Origin of the sequence: Mycobacterium sp. E3251, assembly GCF_001666835.1 — a bacterium.
In the GTDB taxonomy this organism is placed as follows: Bacteria; Actinomycetota; Actinomycetes; order Mycobacteriales; family Mycobacteriaceae; genus Mycobacterium.
This window is the reverse complement of sequence record NZ_LZJF01000192.1, coordinates 1-21,146: the sequence shown is the minus strand read 5'-3', so window position 1 is coordinate 21,146 and position 21,146 is coordinate 1. Positions and strand designations below refer to the sequence as shown.

The following is a 21,146-nucleotide window of genomic DNA, read 5'->3' as shown; positions in this document are numbered from 1 at the left end:
GTGGGATTCGGTGACCGGGCACTACCGCTGACGCGGGCGCAGCTGGATATCTGGCTCGCGCAGCAAACGGGTCACTTCGATGTGGCGTGGCAGCTCGGCGTGCTCGTGCGGATCGAGGGTGCCGTCGACCGCGCTCTGTTCGAGCAGGCCATGCGTCACGTGGTGGGCGAGGCCGAAAGCATTCGGGCGTGCTTCTTCGAGGTAGACGGCCAGGTCTTTCAGAAGGCGATCGACGCCCCAGACGTCGAGCTGGCGTTCTACGACCTGAGCGACTCGTCCGATCCCGAGCGGGAAGTCCGGGAGAGGGCGTCGGCGATCCAACGGACTCCGATGCCGCTCACCGGTCCGATGATCAACTTCTACCTGTTCCAAACGGCGCCCGATGAGTATTACTGGTTCAGCTGCTGTCACCACATAGCCATCGACGGGCTTGGCATCGCCCTGCTGGGCCGCCGAATCGCGGCTGTTTATTCCGCACTTGCCTCCGGTGCGGCCATATCTCCCGCCTTCTTCGGCACGTTGCGGGATCTCGTCAACAACGAGCTGGAGTACGCGGCATCCACCGATTACGTTTCGGATCAGGCCTATTGGGCTGAGCACCTCCCGTCGGGAAACGAATCCGATTATCGGTTGACCCAGGCCGCCAGCGAGCGCGATCCCTATGCGCCCTCGGCGCCAGTCCAATTGGACTCGTCGGTGGTCGGCTCGATCAAACAGTTGTCCAAGGCGCTGGGCATTCGCCGGTCGTCGGTCCTCACCGCAGCTTGCGCGCTCCTGGTCCGCGGACTTCGCACTGACAATTCCGACGAAGTGGTGCTCGACTTCCCGGTCAGCCGCCGACTCGATCCGGAGTCGAAGACGCATCCCGGAATGCTGGCCGGGGTTGTGCCGCTGGTGCTGAATGCGCCGCCGACGGCGACATTCGCCGACTTTCTGCAGCAGGTCGACACACGCTCACGAGAAGCGCTGCGGCATCAGCGGTTCCCGGTGCACATGCTTGGCGGCGACGGCGGCTTCCGCGGCGCTCCGCAGGCATCCAATCGGGTAGTCGTCAACTTCGTCCCCGCCAGGTTGACCCTCAGCCTCGCGGGTGTGCCCGCGACCGCGACGTACACCACGTTCGGCCCGGTCGGCCACTTCGGACTGTTCTTCCTGGGGTTCGGGGACCAGCAATACCTGAGCACGGTCGGTGTCGGACAACCCTTCTCGAACTTCGACGTCTCGGACTTGGCCGGACGGTTGCAGGAGCTGTTGGTGGCGATCGCGGCCGATCCTTCGCGGTCGTTGTCGTCGGTGGATCTGCTCGATGAGGTTGAGTGTGTCCGGTTGGGGGAGTTTGGCAATCGAGCGGTTTTAGCCGGGCCGGCCTCACCGTCGGTGTCGGTGCCGGCGCTGTTCGCCGGGCAGGTGGCCCGGGTGCCGGAAGCGGTGGCGGTCTCGAGTGCTGGTTTGTCGGTGTCGTATCGGGAGCTGGACGCGGCGTCGAATCGGTTGGCGCACCATCTGGTGAGCCAGGGCGTGGGGCCGGGATGCACGGTCGCGTTGTTGTTGCCGCGGTCGGCGGAGGCGGTCGCGGCGATGTTGGCGGTGCTCAAGGCTGGGGCGGCGTATTTGCCGATTGATCCGGTGTCGCCGGATTCGCGAATCGGGTTTTTGCTTGGCGATGCGGCACCCGTGGTGGTGGTCACCACTTCGCAGTTGGCCGGTCGGCACGATGGGCGCGGTATTGCGGTGATCGATGTCGATGATCGGCGCATCGACACTTTGCCGGACACCGCGCTGCCGGAGCCGGATGCCGATGGTCTGGCGTATCTGATCTACACCTCGGGGACCACGGGTGTGCCCAAAGGTGTTGGGGTGACGCATCGCAACGTGACCCAGTTGATCGGGTCGCTGGATGCGGGACTGCCGGCGCCGGGGGTGTGGTCGCATGCTCATTCGCTGGCTTTTGACGTGTCGGTGTGGGAGATCTTTGCTCCGTTGCTGCGCGGTGGGCGGGTGGTGGTGGTCGATGACGACACCGCGCGCTCACCGGAGGATTTGCATGCGGTGCTGGTCGCTGAACGGGTGAGTGTTTTGACCCAGACGCCGTCGGCGGTGGCGATGCTGGACCCGGCCGGTTTGGACGGTGTGGCGGTGGTGCTGGCCGGAGAGGCCTGCCCGCCCGAGGTGGTGGACCGGTGGGCGCCGGGTCGGGTGCTGGTCAACGCCTACGGGCCGACCGAGACCACGATGTGCGTGGCGATCAGCGCGCCCCTGACGCCGGGTTCCGGGACGCCCCCGATTGGTTCGCCGGTGCCCGAGGCGGGGTTGTTCGTGCTCGACGGCTGGTTGCGGCCGGTGCCGCCCGGGGTGGTCGGGGAGTTGTATGTGGCCGGGGCCGGGGTGGCCGTCGGCTATATGAGCCGGGCCGGGTTGACCGGGTCGCGGTTTGTGGCGTGCCCGTTCGGGGCGCCCGGTGACCGGATGTATCGGACCGGCGATTTGGTGTGTTGGGGCGCTGATGGGCAGCTGCGCTATTTGGGCCGTGCCGATGAGCAGGTCAAGATCCGCGGCTATCGGATCGAACTCGGTGAGATCCAGGCCGCGTTAAGCACGCTGGACGGGGTGGGGCAGGCGGTCGTGATCGCCCGGGAGGACCGTCCCGGGGATAAGCGGCTGGTCGGTTACATCACCGGTGCCGCCGACCCGGCCCAGGTGCGCGCCCAGCTGAGCGAGCGGTTGCCGGCGTTCATGGTGCCCGCGGCGATCGTGGGTCTGGCGGCGTTGCCGTTGACCGCTAACGGCAAGCTGGACACCCGCGCGCTACCGGCACCCGAATACGCCACCGGCGAGTACCGCGCCCCGCAAAACCCAACCGAAGAAATCCTGGCCACGATCTACGCCGAAGTCCTCGGCGTCGACCGCGTCGGCACCGACGACTCCTTCTTCGAACTCGGCGGCGACAGCATCCTGGCGCTGCAGGTGGTTTCGCGAGCGCGGGCGGCCGGCTTGACGTGCCGGCCCAGGGACGTCTTCGTCGAACAGACGGTTGCCCGCCTGGCCGGCGTTGTCGGCGCAATCGACGGTGAGGCCGGCGCGGTCGACGAGGGCCTCGGCCCGGTCCTCGCCACCCCGATCATGCGGTGGCTGCAGGACGTGAACGGCCCCATCGATCAGTTCAACCAGACGATGGTGCTGCAGGCGCCCGCCGGAGTGACCGAGGCCGACGTGCTGCCCGTCTTGCAGGCGCTGCTGGACCGGCACGCCATGCTGCGGCTGCGCGTCGAGGGCGACGGACGGTCGTTGTGGGTGCCCGAGCCGGGCTCGGTGAACGCGGCAGGCTGCCTCCGAGCCGTGGATGCGTTGTCCGATGAGGCACTGGTGCAGGCGCGGTCGCGGCTCGACCCCGCCACCGGGGCCATGCTGAGCGCGCTCTGGGTCGGTCCCACCCGTCAGCTGGCGTTGATCATCCACCATCTGGCCATCGACGGGGTGTCCTGGCGAATCCTGTTGGAAGACTTGAACATTGCCTGGGCGCAACACCGAGGCGGTCAGCCGGTGGCGCTGCCGGCGGGTGGCACGTCGTTCGCCCGATGGGCAACGCTAATCGGCGAGCATGCGCACCGCCCGGAAGTCATCGAACAGGCCGATGCCTGGGCGCGAATCGCAGCGATACCGTCTTCGCTGCCGGCGGTACGGCCCGACGCCGACACCTATGCCACCGCCGGGCACCTGTCGGCGTCCCTGGATGTCGAGACCACCCGCACGCTGCTCGGTGCGGCACCCGCGGCGTTTCACGCTGGCGTGCAAGACATTTTGTTGATCGCGTTCTCGTTGGCATGGGCGGAGTTCTTGAGCGATGCCGCGGGCCCGATCGGCATCGACGTCGAAGGCCACGGCCGCCACGAGGAACTCGCGCCCGAGGTGGACCTGTCGCGTACGGTCGGCTGGTTCACCACCAAATACCCGGTGTCACTAGCGGCCGGTGGGCTGGACTGGTCCCAGGTGCTGGCCGGCGACCCGGCGCTCGGGGCGGTGATCAAAGAAGTCAAGGAACAGCTCCGCGCGGTGCCGCACCCGCTGACGCACGGCGTCCTGCGCTACCTGAACGGTGACGTGGAGCTGGACGGTCGTGACCCGACGATCGGGTTCAACTACCTCGGGCGCCTGGTCGGCGGGCCTGAGCTGTCCGACGAGTTATGGCGGCTGCACCCGGAGAGCCTGTCCCTGACCGCCGCCGCTGCGGCGGTCCCAATGCCGTTGGCGCACACCGTAGAACTCAACGCCGGCACCGTCGACACCGATGCCGGACCACAGCTGCACGCCAACTGGGCCTGGGCGCCGTCGGCCCTCGACGAAGCGCAGATCTCCCGGCTGAGCCAACTGTGGTTCGACGCCTTGTCCGGCGTCTGCGCGCACGTGCGCGCCGGTGGCGGCGGGCTGACGCCGTCGGACATCGCGCCCGCGCGGCTGAGCCAGCCACAGATCGACGAGCTGCACCGGCGGTACGAACCCGCCGACATTCTGCCGCTGACCCCGCTGCAGCAGGGTCTGCTGTTCCATTCCAGCACCGCGCAGGGCAGCAGCGACGACATGTACGCGGTGCAGCTGGATTTCACGCTCACCGGCCCCCTCGACCCCGAACGCCTGCACGATGCGGTGCGCACGGTGATCAACCGGCATCCACACCTGGCGGCGCGGTTCTACGAGCGCTTCGACGAGCCGGTGCAGATCATTCCGGCCAACCCGGTGGTGGCCTGGCGCTACGTCGACCTCGATACCGGGGAGCAGATCGAGCGGCTGTGCGCCGACGAGCGCGCCGCGGTCTGCGACCTGGCCGACCAGCCGCCCTTCCGGGTGGCGTTGGTGCGCACCGGGATCGACCGGCACCGGCTGGTGCTGACCAACCACCACATCGTGCTCGACGGCTGGTCGCTGCCGATCCTGCTGCGCGAAGTCTTCACCAGCTACTACGGGGAGCCGCTCGCCGCGGCCGCGCCCTACCGCAGCTTCGTCACCTGGCTGGCCGATCGGGACCTCGAGGCCGCCCGCGCCGCCTGGGCCCAGGTACTCGCCGACTTCGAAACGCCCACATTGGTCGGCCCGAAGGACCGATTGGGACAAGGGCGCCGCGGATCGGAATCCTTCCGCGTTGCCGAGGAAACCACCCAGGCCCTCACCGAACTCGCGCGCTCGTGCCAGACCACCGTCAGCACCGTCCTGCAGGGCGCGTGGGCGTTGCTGCTGACGTCGCTGACCGGCCAGCACGACGTCGTCTTCGGCACCCCCCGGTCTCGCGTGGGCCAGCTCGAGGTGGCCGGCGCCGAATCGATGGTGGGGCTGCTGATCAACACGGTGCCCGTGCGCGCCAACATCACCCCGACGACCACCACCGCGGACCTGCTGCGGCAGTTGCAGGACACCAACAACGACACGCTCGAGCATCAACACTTGGCGCTCAGCGACATTCATCGCCTCACCGGCCACGAGCAGCTCTTCGACACCCTGTTCGTCTACGAGAACTATCCGATCGGCGACGGCATGGAACTGGGCCCCGACGGGCTGGCCATCGCCGAGTTCACCAACCGCGAGTACAACCACTACCCGTTGACGATGGAGGCCCTCCCGGGCCGCGAGCTCGGCCTCCACGTCGAATTCGACACCGACGTGTTCGACGCCGCGAGCGTCAAGGCGCTGGTCGAACGGTTCCAGCGGGTGTTGGTGGCGATGACCTCCGATCCCGTCCGCCGCCTTTCGTCCGTGGAGCTGCTCGACGGCGGGGAGCGCGACCTGGTCCTGTCGCAGTTGTCCGGCGCGGGTGTCGCCGCGCCGGTGGGGGTGGCGCCGGAGTTGTTGGCGGCGGCGGTGGCGGCCGACCCCAACGTGGTCGCGGTCGTCGACGGTGACCGGCGGCTGTCGTACGGCGAGCTCGACGAGTGGTCAAACCGCTTGGCGCGCAAGTTGATCGACGCGGGCGTGGGGCCGGAGCGCGCGGTCGGTGTGGCGATGGATCGCCGGGTCGAATTGGTGGTCGCCTTCTGGGCGGCGGTCAAGGCCGGCGGCGTGCACGCACCAGTGGATCTGGACCATCCGGTCGAGCGGGTCGCCGCCGTGCTGGACGCCGCGGACGCGGCCTGCGTGTTGATCTGCGACACGGACGAAGTTGCCGGGGCGGGCGCGCGGCCCGTGCTGCGCATCGACGGCCTTGATCTGTCCGGGCAGTCCGCCGTGCCGATCACCGACGCCGAGCGATTGGCGCCGCTGACCGCGCACGACACCGCGTACGTGATCTTCACGTCCGGGTCGACCGGCGTCCCGAAAGGGGTGGTGCTGAGCCACGCTGGGCTGCTGGGATGGGCTGCCGCGCAACGTGAGTCGTCCGGACTGGATGCCGGCACGCGGGTGCTGATGGTCGCCTCGCCGACCTTCGACGCGTCGGTCGGCGAGATGTTGCTGGCGGCGGCGTCTGGGGCGGCACTGGTGGTGGCCCCGCCACAGGTGTACGCCGGCGAGCCACTGACCGCTTTGCTGCAGAGTCAGCGCGTCAACGCGGCGTTCCTGACCCCGACGGTGTTGTCGTCGCTGGATCCCGCCCGCCTGAACGAATTTGACAAGCTGATGATCGGCGGCGAGGCGTTCCCCGCGGAGCTGGCGGCCGCCTGGGCGCCGGGCCGGCGCATGTTCAACGTCTACGGCCCGACCGAAACTACCATCTGGATCACCACTGCGCCGCTGTCGGCCGAGGGCCCGATCCGCATCGGCACCCCCGTCCCGGGTGTGTGCGCCATGGTGCTCGACGCCTGGCTGAACCCGACGCCGATCGGCGTCGTGGGCGAGCTGTACGTGAGCGGGCCGGCGCTGGCGCACGGCTACATGGGCCGGGTCGACCTGACCGCGGAACGATTCGTAGCCAACCCATTTGGCGGCGCCGGCGAGCGCATGTATCGCACCGGTGACCTGGTGCGCTGGACCCGCGACGGCGTCTTGGACTTCGTCGGTCGCGCCGACGCCCAGATCAAACTGCGGGGCCAGCGCATCGAACTGGGCGAAATCGAAAACACCTTGCTGGCCTGCCCGCACGTCACTCAGGCCGCCGTCACGGTGCACGACTCCGGCACCGGATCCCATCTCGTCGCCTACGTCACCCTCGATCACAACACCAGCGCCGACCACGACGCGGAAAACGTCGAGGAGTGGCAACACCTGTACGACGAGTTGTACGGCCCCGACGCCGGTTCGGACTTCGGCATGGACTTCCGCGGCTGGAACAGCAGCTACACCGGCGACCCCATCCCGCTCGAGGAGATGATCGAGTGGCGTGGCGCCACGGTGGATCGAATCATGGCTCTGCGGCCGCGGCGCGTGCTCGAGATCGGCGTTGGCTCGGGATTGCTGCTGTCACAGATCGCCCCACAGTGCGATCAGTATGTCGCCACCGACTTCTCGCCGGTGGCGATCCAAAACCTGGCCCGCTCACTGGAGCAGTCGCAGTTCGGATGGCGCGACCGCGTCGAGCTGCTGACCCAGCCCGCCCACGTCACGGACCGACTGCCGCGGGCGCACTTCGACACCATCATTCTCAACTCGGTCGTCCAATATTTCCCCAACGCGGGATATCTGGCCGAGGTGATCGACAACGCGATGGAGCTGCTGGCCCCCGGCGGGGCGATGTTCATCGGTGACGTGCGTAACCACACCCTGCAGCCCGCGTTCCAGACCGGAATCGCGCTGGCGCGCAGCGGCGCCGATGCCACCGACGCCTCCGACATCCGGCAGCGCGTTCGCCACGCCATGCTCGGTGAGACCGAATTGCTCTTGGCTCCGGAGTTTTTCACCACTTGGGCGGTCAACAGCCCATCGGCGGGCGGGCTCGACATCCAAGTCAAACGCGGATTCTCCGACAACGAGCTGAACCGGTACCGCTACGACGTCGCCATTCACAAAGCGCCCGCACGCGTGCGCTCGGTGGCCACCGCGCCCACGTGGTCGTGGGAAGAGTGCGCGGGCCTGGACGGGCTGCGCGGCGAATTGGCGGCGCTACGTCCCGCCGTCGTCCGTATCACTGAGATCCCCCAGGCCGGGGTGATCGCCGACGTCCGCGTCGAAACCGCCCTCGCCGCCGGGCTACCCGTGGCCGACGCGCTCACAGAAGCCGGCTCCGACCCCGGCACCGGCGCCGCCGTCGCCGAAGAACTGCATCGCCTCGGTGACTCCACCGGTTATCGCGTCGCGGTGACCTGGGGAACCCAACTGGGCACGCTCAGCGCGGTTTTCGTCGACGCCACCGACCAGCCCGCCGAACCCCTGATCGACACCTACCTACCCGCGGCCGGGACCCGGCAGCGCACGAGCCTCGCCAACGACCCCCGCACCAACACCAAGATCGGCGAGGTCCGCGAGCGGCTGAACGCGTGGCTGCCCGAGTACATGGTGCCGACGCACATCGTGGCGCTCGAGGAGTTCCCGCTGACCGCCTCGGGCAAGCTCGACCGAAAAGCCCTGCCCGCACCGGATTACCAGGATGTGGATCGCTACCGCGCGCCGGCCACCGCCGTCGAAGAGATCCTCGTCGGAATCTACGGCCAGGTACTCGGGCTGGAGCGCGTCGGCGTCGACGACTCGTTCTTCGACCTGGGTGGGGATTCGCTGTCGGCGATGCGCCTGATCGCCGCGGTCAACACCAGCCTGAACGCGGACCTCGGGGTGCGGGCCGTCTTCGACGCGCCCACCGTCGCCGAGCTGGTGCTCCTGATCGGTGATGAAGCCGACCGGCCGGAGCCGCTGGTGGCGGGGGAGCGCCCGAAGGTGATCCCGCTGTCGTTCGCCCAGAGCCGACTGTGGTTCATCGACCAGTTCCAAGGCCCCTCACCGATTTACAACGTCACCGTCGCATTGAAGCTGCGCGGTCACCTGGACGCCGACGCGCTTGGTGCCGCCCTGGCCGACGTCGTGGCCCGCCACGAAAGCCTGCGCACGGTGTTCGCCGCCACCGACGGCGTCCCGCAGCAGGTAGTGGTTCCCGCCGAGCGGATCGGCTTTGCCTGCGACGTCGTCGATGCCCGCGGGTGGCCGGAAGACCGGCTGCGTGAGCGCATGGCGGCGGCGGCCCGGTACACCTTCGACCTGGCGAACGAAAGCCCCTTGCACACCGAGCTTTTCAACGTCAGCGACGACACCCACATGCTGGTGGTCGCGGTACACCACATCGCCGCCGACGGCTGGTCGATCACCCCATTCGCGCGGGACCTCGGGGTGGCATACGCCAGTCGGTGCGCGGGGCATGCTCCCGACTGGGCGCCGCTGGCCGTGCAGTATGTCGACTACACGCTATGGCAGCGCGCGCATCTCGGAGACGTGGACGATAGCGACAGCCGCATCGCGGCCCAGCTGAACTTCTGGGCGGAGGCCCTGGCCGGGCTGCCCGAACGCCTGCAACTGCCCACCGATCGGCCCTACCCGCAGGTCGCCGACCACCGCGGCGCCCGCCTGGCGGTGGACTGGCCGGCGGAACTGCAGCACCAGGTTCGCCGGGTAGCCCGCGAACACAACGCGACCAGCTTCATGGTGATTCAGGCCGCGTTCGCCGCGCTGCTCGCCAAGATCGGCGGAGGCGACGATGTGGCAGTGGGCTTCCCGATCGCCGGGCGATCGGAGCCCGCGCTCGACGAGCTGATCGGGTTCTTCGTCAATACTTTGGTGCTGCGGGTCGACGTGGCCGGAAACCCGACGTTCGCGGAGCTGCTCGCTCAGGTGCGACGGCGCAGCCTGGCCGCTTTCGAGCACCAGGACGTGCCGTTCGAACTGCTGGTGGAGCGGCTCAATCCCACCAGGAGCCTGACCCATCATCCGCTGATTCAGGTGCTGCTGGGCTGGGAGAACTTCCCCGGAGAGGTCGCCGCCCCCGCGAGCGGGCTGGCCCTGGGTGATCTGCAGGTCACGCCAATGCCGGTGCACACCAATACCGCTCGCATGGATCTGACGTTCTCCCTGGCCGAACGCTGGACCGAGTCCGGGGAGCGGGCCGGCATCGCCGTGACGGCGGAGTACCGCACCGACATCTTCGAGGGCAAGACCGTCGAGGGTTTGATCGAGCGGTTGCAGCGGCTGCTGACCGCGGTCACCGCCGAGCCGGAGCGCCGGTTGTCGTCGGTGGACCTGCTCGATGCGGGCGAGCACGCCCGGCTTCAGGAGTGGGGCAACACGGGAGTGCTGGCCCGGCCGGTGAAGCCCACGTCGGTTCCGGCGTTGTTCGCCGCGCAGGCGGCCCGCACGCCCGATGCGGTGGCGCTGGTCTGCGAGGGCCGGTCCATCACGTACCGGGAGCTGGACGAGGCGGCAAACCGGTTGGCGCACCTGCTGAGGCGCCACGGCGCCCGCCCGGGTGAGCGTGTCGCGCTGCTGTTTTCGCGTTCGGCCGAGGCGATCGTGGCGATACTGGCAGCGCTCAAATCCGGGGCGGCCTACCTGCCGATCGACCCGGCGCTGCCGGCGGCCCGGATGGAGTTCATGCTCACCGACGCCGCGCCGATCGCCGCGCTCACCACCGCGGCGCTGGCCGACCGGCTGGACGGGTTCGACCTCACGGTCATCGATGTTCATGACCCCACCGTCGCCGACCAACCGACCACGGCCCCGCCTGCGCCCGCCCCCGATGACCTCGCCCACATCATCTACACGTCCGGCACCACCGGCGTGCCCAAAGGCGTTGCGGTAAGCCAAAACAACGTCGCCCAGCTGTTCGACTCGCTGCAGATCGGCATCGAGTTCTCGCCGGAGCAGGTGTGGACGCAATTCCACTCCTACGCCTTCGACTTCTCGGTGTGGGAGATCTGGGGCGCGCTGCTGCACGGCGGGCGGCTGGTCGTGGTGCCCGAGTCGGTGGCGCGCTCACCGGAAGAATTCCACGCGCTACTGGTCAGCGAGCGCGTCACCGTGCTCACCCAGACCCCGTCCGCGGTCGGAATGCTTTCGACCGAAGGTTTGGATGCGACCGCGCTCGTGATCGGCGCCGAGCCTTGCCCGCCCGAGCTGGTGGATCGCTGGGCGCCGGGCCGGGTGATGGTAAACGTCTACGGCCCAACCGAAACCACCATGTGGGCGTGCAAGAGCACGCCGCTGCACGCGGGATCGGGATTCCCGCCGATCGGCTCCCCGGTCACGCGGGCCGCCTTCTTCGTGCTGGACGAGTGGCTGCGGCCGGTGCCGGCCGGCGTGGTCGGCGAGCTGTACCTGGCCGGCGACGGCGTCGGCGTCGGATACTGGCGCCGGGCCGCCTTGACCGCATCGCGCTTCATGGCCTGCCCGTTCGGCGCGCCCGGGACCCGCATGTACCGCACCGGCGACCTGGTGTGTTGGGGCCCCGACGGGCAACTGCGTTACCTCGGCCGCGCCGACGAGCAGGTCAAGGTCCGCGGCTACCGTATCGAACTCGGCGAAATCCAGGCGGCGCTAAGCGCTTTGCCCGGCGTGGAGCAGGCGGTGGTGGTCGCCCGCGAGGACCGCCCCGGCGATAAGCGCCTGGTGGGTTACGTCACCGGAACAGTGGACGTGGCCAAGGCCCGCTCCGCGCTCGCCGAGCGCCTGCCCGCATACATGGTCCCGGCAGCGGTCGTCGTGCTGCCGGCGCTGCCCATGACGGTCAACGGCAAGCTCGACACCCGCGCCCTACCTGCGCCGGATTACCGCGACGTCGACAGCTATCGCGCGCCGACCACCGCGGTCGAAGAGATCCTGGCCGGCATCTACGCCGACGTGCTCGGCGTCGAGCGCGTCGGAGTCGACGATTCGTTCTTCGATCTCGGCGGCGATTCACTGTCCACGATGCGCCTCATCTCGGCGATCAACTCCTCCCTGGAGACCGATCTACCGGTGCGCGTCGTGTTCGAGGCGCCGACGGTCGCGCAGTTGGCGCCCCGCATCGACGAGGGCGCGGGACGGCTGCAACCGCTGGTGGCCGTCGAGCGCCCGGCGGTGATCCCGTTGTCGTTCGCCCAGAGCCGGTTGTGGTTCATCCAGCAGCTGCAGGGGCCGTCGCCCATCTACAACATGGCCGCCGCGTTGCGGCTGGGCGGCCGACTCGACACCGACGCGCTGTCTGCGGCCCTGGGCGACGTGGTGCGCCGCCACGAGAGCCTGCGCACGCTCTTCCCCGCCCACAAGGGAACACCCCAGCAACTGGTAGTCCCCGCCGAGCAGGTCGATTTCGGCTGGGACGTCGTCGATGCCACCGGCTTCTCGGCCGGTGAACTGGACGCGGCCATCGAAGCGACGACGCGCTACACCTTCGACCTGGCCGCCGAAACCCCGCTGCGCGCCAAGCTTTTCGCACTCGACGAGCACGAACACCTGCTGGTGATCGTGGTGCACCACATCGCCGCGGACGGCTTGTCGCTCACGCCGCTCGCCACGGATCTCAGCGTGGCGTACACCAGCCGCGCCGCAGGACGCGCGCCCGCCTGGGCCGACCTGCCGGTGCAGTACGTCGACTACACGTTGTGGCAACGCGCGCAATTCGGTGAGCTCGACGACAGCGACAGCGCCATCGCGGCCCAGCTGTCCTACTGGCAGGACGCCTTGGCGGGCATGCCGGAGCGGTTGGAGCTGCCGACCGACCGGCCCTACCCGCCCGTCGCCGATCAGCGCGGCTCGAGCGTCGCCGTGGACTGGCCGGCGGAGCTGCAACACCAGGTCCGCCGGGTGGCCCGCGAACACAACGCGACCACCTTCATGGTGGTGCAGGCAGCGCTGGCGGTGTTGCTCTCGAAAATCACTGCCAGTTCAGATGTTTCGGTCGGCTTCCCGATCGCCGGGCGTCGCGACCGCGCGCTCGACCAGCTCGTCGGCTTCTTCGTCAACACGTTGGTGCTGCGCGTCGACCTGGCCGGCGACCCCAGCTTCACCGACCTGTTGGCACGGGTTCAGGCGCGCAGCCTGGAAGCCTTCGAGCACCAGGACGTGCCGTTCGAGCTACTGGTGGAGCGGCTCAACCCGACCCGGAGCCTGACCCATCACCCGCTGGTGCAGGTGATGTTGGCCTGGCAGAACTTCGCCGGCCACGACGAGCCGGCCGCCGGGCTGGCGCTGGGTGACCTCGAGGTCACCTCCGTGCCCGTCGACACCGATTCGGCCCGAATGGATTTGGTGTTCTCCCTGGCCGAACGCTGGAACGAGAGCGGCGAGGGCGCCGGAATCGGTGGACGCGTCGAATTCCGCACCGACGTGTTCGACGCCGAGACCATCGAGGCGCTGATCGCGCGGCTTCAGCGGGTGTTGGCCGCCATGACCGCCGCGCCCACCCGACGGTTGTCGTCGGTGGATGTGCTTGATGAGGCCGAGTGTGCCCGGTTGAAAGCGTTTGGAAATACGGCGGTTTTGACGGGCCCGGTGGATGCGCCGGCATCGGTGCCGGAGTTGTTCGCCGCGCAGGTGTCCGGCGCGCCGGACGCGGTGGCGCTGGTGTGCGAGGGCGTATCGGTGACCTACCGCGAGCTGGACGAGGCGTCGAACCGGTTGGCGCACCTGTTGGTGGCACAGGGTGCGGGTCCGGGCAGGATTGTTGCGCTGCTGTTTTCGCGTTCGGCCGAGGCGGTCGCGGCGATGCTGGCTGTGCTCAAGACCGGGGCGGCCTACCTGCCGATCGACCCTTCTTCGCCGGACACCCGGATCGAATTCATGCTCGGTGACGCCACGCCGGTCGTCGCGGTGAGCACCGCTGATCTGGCCGGGCGGTTCGAGGGCCACGGCGTTCCCGTCATCGACGTCAACGATCCGCTCCTGGACAGGATGCCCGCGACGGGCCTGCCGCTGCCGGGACGGGACTGCGTGGCCTACGTGATCTACACCTCGGGGACCACGGGTGCGCCCAAAGGTGTTGCGGTGACGCATCGTAACGTCACCCAGTTGCTCGGCTCGCTGGATGCCGGTCTGCCGGCGCCGGGGGTGTGGTCACATGCGCATTCGCTGGCGTTCGACGTGTCGGTGTGGGAGATCTTCGCCCCACTGCTGCGCGGCGGGCGACTGGTCGTGGTGCCCGAGTCGGTAGCGCGTTCACCGCAGGATTTGCACGCGGTGTTGGTCGCCGAGGGTGTGACCGTCTTGACGCAGACCCCATCGGCGGTGGCGATGCTGGATCCGGCCGGTTTGGACGAGGTGGCGTTGGTGATGGCCGGTGAGGCCTGCCCGCCCGAGGTGGTGGATCGCTGGGCGCCGGGGCGGGTGATGGTCAACGCCTACGGGCCGACCGAGACCACGATGTGCGTGGCGATCAGCGCCCCGCTTGAGGCCGGGTCGGGAGTGCCGCCGATCGGGTCCCCGGTGCCCGGGGCGGCGCTGTTCGTGCTTGACCAGTCGTTGCGGCCGGTGCCAGCGGGTGTGGTCGGGGAGCTGTATGTGGCCGGATCCGGGGTGGCCGCGGGATATCTCGGTCGGCCCGGGCTGACCGCGTCCCGGTTTGTGGCCTGCCCGTTCGGCGCGGCCGGAATGCGGATGTATCGCACCGGCGATTTGGTGCGCTGGAACAGCGACGGGCAACTGCGGTACTTGGGCCGAGCCGATGAGCAGGTCAAGATCCGCGGTTACCGCATCGAGCTGGGTGAAATCCAAGCCGCTTTAAGCGCTTTGGATGGGGTGGGGCAGGCGGTGGTAATCGCCCGTGAGGACCGCCCCGGGGATAAGCGGCTGGTCGGTTACGTCACCGGGACCGCCGATCCGGCGCAGCTCAAGGCCGCGCTCGGGCAGCGGTTGCCGGCGTTCATGGTGCCCGCGGCCATTCTGGGCCTGGACGCATTGCCGTTGACCGCCAACGGCAAGCTGGACACCCGCGCGCTACCGGCACCGGAATACCACGCCGGTGCCTACCGCGCCCCGACTGACCCGACCGAGGAAATCCTGGCCACCATCTACGCCGAGACCCTCGGCGTCGACCGCGTCGGCATCGACGACTCGTTCTTCGAACTCGGCGGCGACAGCATCTCGGCGATGGGCCTGATTTCCGCGATCAACAGCCAGCTGAACGTCGGCCTCCCGGTGCGAGTCGTGTTCGAGGCGCCCACAGTCGCCCAGCTGGCACGGCGAATCGGTGAGGGCACGAGCGGGCTCGAGCCGTTGGTGGCCGCCGAGCGGCCCGCCGTGGTGCCGTTGTCCTTCGCGCAGAACCGCTTGTGGTTCCTCGACCAATTGCAAGGCCCTTCACCGGTTTACAACATGGCGGCGGCGCTGCGGCTGAGCGGGCCGCTGGACGCCGGGGCACTGGGGGCGGCGCTGGGCGACGTGGTGGCCCGCCACGAGAGCCTGCGCACCCTGATCGCCGCGCCCGAGGGAATGCCCCAGCAGCTCGTGACCCCCGTCGAACGGGCCGACTTCGGATGGGAGATCGTCGACGCCAGCGGCTGGTCCGCCGGCCAGCTCGACGAGGCCATCGGCGACACCGCTCGCTACACCTTCGACCTGGCAGCCGAAATCCCCTTGCGCGCGGAGCTTTTCCGCGTCTCCGAGGATGAGCACATTTTGGTGGCCGTGGTCCACCACATCGCCGCCGACGGGATGTCGATCACCCCGCTGGTGCGCGACCTGGGCATGGCCTATGCCAGCCGGTGTGCCGGGGATGCCCCGGGCTGGGCGCCGCTGGCGGTGCAATACATCGATTACACGCTCTGGCAGCGCGCCCAGTTGGGTGACCTCGACGACGACGAAAGTCCCATCGCAGCGCAGCTGGCCTACTGGGAAGAGGCCCTGGCCGGGATGCCGGACCGGGTGCCGCTGCCCACCGATCGGCCTTACCCGCTGGTGGCCGATCAGCGCGGCGCCACCGTCGAAATCGATTGGCCCACCGAGCTTCAGCAACGTGTCGGCGAGGTGGCCCGCAAGCACAACGCGACGAGCTTCATGGTGGTGCAGGCCGCCCTGGCGGTGCTGCTGGCCAAGCTGAGCGCGAGTAGCGATGTGGCGGTGGGCTTTCCGATCGCCGGGCGGCGCGACCCCGCGCTCGACGACCTGGTCGGGTTCTTCGTCAACACCCTGGTGCTGCGCGTCGAGGTGGCCGGCGACCCCACCTTCACCGACCTGCTGTCCCAGGTGCGGCAACGCAGCCTGGCCGCCTACGAACACCAAGACGTGCCCTTCGAGGTGCTGGTGGAAAGGCTCAACCCGACCCGAAGCCTGACCCACCACCCCCTGGTCCAGGTCATGCTGGCCTGGCAGAACTTCGCCGGGCAAGGCGGTGGCCCGGTCGGCGGGCTGGCCCTGGGCGACGTCGAGATCACGCCGATGCCGGTGGACACCCAGACCGCCCGCATGGACCTGACCTTCTCGCTGGCCGAGCGCTGGAGCGAGGCCGGCGAGCCCGCCGGGATCGGCGGAACGGTGGAATTCCGCACCGACGTGTACGACGCGGACAGCATCCAGGCGCTCGTCGGGCGGTTGCAGCGGGTGTTGACCGCCATGACCGTCGACCCCACCCAGGCGTTGTCGTCGGTGGATCTGCTCGACGAGGCCGAACATGCCCGCCTCGACGAGATCGGAAACCGGGCGGTGCTGGCTGGGCCGCCGGCCGCGCCGGTCTCCATTCCGGCGCTGTTCGCCGCCCAGGTGGCCCGCACACCGGAGGCCGTGGCTCTGGTGTGCACCGGCCGATCGATGACCTATCGCGAGCTGGACGAGGCCGCGAACCGGTTGGCGCACGTATTGGCCGGCCGCGGGGCCGCGCCGGGACAGTCTGTCGCCCTGCTGTTTTCGCGTTCGGCGGAGGCGATCGTCGCGATCCTGGCGGTGCTCAAGTCCGGGGCGGCCTATCTGCCGATCGACCCGGCGCTGCCCGAGTCCCGCATCGGATTCGTGCTCTCCGATGCCGCGCCGATGGCCGTCATCACCACCGCCGACCTGGCCGACCGGCTCATCGGTCACGACGTGCCGGTCATCGACATCGACGACCCGGACCTCGCCGCCCAACCCGGCGCGACACCGGCGGCGCCGGGCCCCGAGGACCTCGCCTACCTCATCTACACGTCCGGCACCACCGGCGTCCCCAAGGGCGTGGCGGTCACCCACCGGAACGCGACCCAACTGCTGGCGCGCATGGACGCCGGCCTGCCGCGCGCCGGGGTGTGGTCGCAGTGGCATTCACTGGCCTTCGACGTCTCGGTCCACGAGATCTTCGGCGCGCTCCTGCACGGCGGCCGGCTGGTGGTGGTGCCCGAGTCGGTGGCGCGCTCGCCGGAAGACCTGCACGCACTGTTGGTGGCCGAGCAAGTCAGCGTGCTGAGCCAAACCCCCTCGGCCGCCGCGATGTTGGCGCCCGACGGCCTGGAGTCGGCCACCCTGGTGGTGGCCGGCGAGGCATGCCCGGCCGAGCTGGTCGACCGGTGGGGGCCGGGCCGCGCGATGATCAACGCCTACGGCCCGACCGAGGCCACGGTGTACGCGGCCGTCAGCGAGCCCCTGACGGTGGCGTCCGCCGAGTCAGGTGTGGTGCCGATCGGGTCGCCGGTGCCCGGCGGCGCGTTGTTCGTCCTCGACGGGCGGCTGCGCCCGGTGCCCGTCGGCGTGATCGGCGAGTTGTACGTGGCCGGTTCCGGTGTGGCGTGCGGATATTGGCGGCGGTCGGGTCTGACCGCGGCGCGGTTCGTGGCGTGCCCGTTCGGCGGGGCCGGCACCCGCATGTACCGCACCGGGGACCTGGTGCGCTGGCGCGCCGATGGGCAGCTCGACTACCTCGGCCGCGTCGACGAGCAGGTCAAGATCCGCGGTTATCGCATCGAGCTCGGCGAGGTGCGGGCGGCACTGGCGTGGCTGGACGGGGTGGAGCAGGCGGTCGTCATCGCCCGGGAGGACCGCCCCGGTGACAAGCGCCTGGTCGCTTACGTCACCGGGACGGCCGATCCGGCCGGGGTGCGCGCCGCGCTGGCCGAACGGCTGCCGGCGTACATGATCCCCGCCGCAGTGGTGGTGCTCGAAGCGCTGCCGCTCACGCCCAACGGCAAGCTCGACACCCGCGCGCTGCCCGCACCGGAGTACTCCGACGTCGACCAATACCGCGCCCCGGACAACGCCGTCGAGGAGATACTCGCCGGCATCTACGCCCAGGTGCTGGGGCTCGACCGCGTCGGCGTCGACGACTCCTTCTTCGACCTCGGCGGCGACAGCATCTCGTCGATGCAGGTGGTGACGCGGGCGCGCGCCGCCGGGTTGATCTGCCGGACGCGCGACATCTTCGTCGAGCAGACCGTGGCCCGGCTGGCCCGGGTGGTCGAGGTCGCCGACGCCGGTGCCGACGTGGCCGACGAGGGTGTGGGCCCGGTGACCGTCACGCCGATCATGCATTGGCTGCAGGGCCTGGAACGGGCGGGCGGGCAGGTCGACCAGTTCAACCAGACGATGCTGGTGCAGGCCCCCGCCGGGGTCGGCGAGGCGGACGTGCTGGTGGTGCTGCAGGCACTGCTCGACCGGCACGGCATGCTGCGCCTGCGCCTGGACACTGGCTCCGACGGTTGGTCGCTGACGGTGCCGGAGCCCGGTTCGGTGGACGCCCGCGACTGCGTGCACACCGTGGCCGAGTTGTCCGACGCGGCGCTGGTCGAGGCGCGGTCGCGGTTGAACCCGGCGGCCGGGACGATGCTGAGCGCGCTGTGGGCCAGCTCCACCGGCCAGCTGGTGGTGATCATCCACCACTTGGCCGTCGACGGGGTGTCCTGGCGAATCCTGTTAAAGGACTTGAACATTGCCTGGGCGCAGCACCGCCTGGGCCAGCCGGTGGCGTTACCGACGGCGGGCACGTCGTTCGCCCGGTGGGCGTCGCAGCTGGCCGAGCGCGCGCACCACCCGGACGTGGTGGATCAGCTGGACACCTGGAAGCAGGTGGCGGCCACCCCCGCGGCGCTGCCCGCGGTGCGGCCCGAGGTGGACACCTTCGCCACCGCCGGGCACCTCTCGGTGGAACTGGACGCCGAGACCACCGGCATGTTGCTCGGCGAGGTGCCGGCGGCGTTCCGCGCCGGCATCCAAGACATCCTGCTGATCTCGTTCGCCGTAGCGGTGGCGGAATTCCTGGGCACCGGCGTGGCGCCGATCGGCATCGACGTGGAGGGCCACGGTCGGAACGAGGACCTGGGCCGCGACGTCGACCTGTCCCACACCGTGGGGTGGTTCACCGCGAAGTATCCGGTGTCTCTGGCCATGGGTGAATTGCGTTGGGCGCAGGTGGTTTCCGGAGACCAGACGTTGGGTGCGGTGCTCAAGGACGCCAAGGAGCAACTGCGCGCCCTCCCGGATTCGCTGACCTACGGGCTGCTGCGCTACCTGAACGCCGACGCCGACCTTGCCAGTCCCGACCCGACGATCGGATTCAATTATCTTGGGCGCCAAGGCGGATCGGCTGAACTCTCCGAGGAGATGTGGCGACCAGTGCAGGGCTCGGTCACCGCGGCCGCCGCGGCGATACCCATGCCGCTGATGCACACGCTGGAGTTGAACGCGGCCACCGTCGACTCCGAGACGGGCCCGCGGCTGCACGCCAATTGGACGTGGGCGCCGTCGACGCTCGACGAGGACCGAGTCGCGCGGCTGAGTCGGCTGTGGTTCGAGGCCCTCGCCGGGATCTGCGCCCACGTGCATTCCGGCGGCGGCGGTTTGACGCCGTCGGACATCGCGCCCGCTCGCCTCAGCCAGAAGCAGATCGACCAGCTGCAGCGGCAATGCCACATCGCCGACGTGCTACCGCTGACCCCCGTGCAGCAGGGGCTGCTCTTCCACGCCAACACCGTGCGGGGGGCCGGCCAGGATTCCGGTGACCTCTATGCGGGGCAGCTCGACATCACGGTCAGCGGCCCGCTCGACCCCGACCGCCTGCGCGAGGCCGTGCACGCGATGGTCGAGCGGCATCCGAACCTGGTGGCCCGATTCTTCGACCAGTTCGATGAGCCGGTGCAGGTCATCTCCGCCGATCCGGCGGCGGCCTGGCAGTACCTGGAGCTCGATGGCGCCCCCGACGTCGAGGAGCGCGTTGCGCGGCTCTGCGCCGACGAGCGCGCCGCCGTGTGCGACCTGGCCGGCCAGCCGCCCTTCCGGGTGGCCTTGGTCCGCACCGCGGTCGACCGGCACCGGCTGGTGCTGACCAACCACCACATCGTCCTCGACGGCTGGTCGATGCCGATCCTGCTCGGCGACATCTTCGCCGGCTACTACGGCCAGCGGCTGCCCGCGGCGGCGCCCTACCGCGGCTTCGTCAGCTGGCTGGCCGGCCGCGACCGCGACGCCGCCCGCGCCGCCTGGGGCGAGGTGTTCGCCGGCTTCGACACCCCGGCCTTGGTCGGACGCCAGGACCAGCTGCAGCCGGGGGAGCAAGGCGTTCAGACGTTCGGGCTGCCGGCCGAGCTCACCCGGGCCGTCGGCGAGCTGGCCCGCTCGTGCCACACCACCGTCAACACGGTGCTGCAGGCGGCCTACGCCCAACTGCTGTGCTGGCTGACCGGTCAGCACGACGTCGCGTTCGGCACCACCGTCTCGGGCAGGCCGGCCGAGGTCCCCGGTGCGGACTCGATGGTCGGCCTGTTGATCAACACGGTGCCGGTGCGGGCGAACATCACCCCGACGACCACCGCCGCCGACCTGCTCGACCAGCTGCAGGCCGCCTACAACCACACGCTCGACCACCAGCACTTGGCGCTCAACGAGATTCACCGCATCACCGGTCAGGACAAGCTGTTCGACACCCTGTTCGCCTTCGAGAACTATCCGATCGACGCCGCGGCGCTGTCGGGCGAACAAGAGCTGTCCATCACCGACATCACCAGCCGAGAATCCACCCACTACCCGCTGACGATCCAGGCCCAGCCGGGACACGAACTGCGGCTGCGCGTCGAATACGACACCGACGTTTTCGACACCGACGCCATCGGGACGCTGATCGAGCGGCTGCGCCGGGTGCTGGTGGCCATGACCACGGACCCCGGGCGGCGGCTGTCGGCGACGGACGCGCTGGACGCCGGCGAACACCGCAGACTCGACGAATTCGGCAACCGCGCGGTGCTGTCCCAGCCGTGGGCGCCAGCGTCGATTCCGGGGTTGTTCGCGGCGCAGGTGGTGCGTGCGCCGGGGGCGGTGGCGGTGCGGTGTGCGGGTCGTTCGTTGTCGTATCGGGAGTTGGATGAGGCGTCGAATCGGTTGGCGCATGC

The 21,146-nt window shown here is 69.4% G+C and carries 1 protein-coding gene; it reads left to right on the top strand.

The window, feature by feature from the left end; translation table 11 throughout:
* Positions 1–21,146, top strand: a 21,146-nt coding sequence (locus A5697_RS23755; protein ID WP_082953562.1) for a non-ribosomal peptide synthetase, incomplete at its 3' end; no start/stop codon positions are given.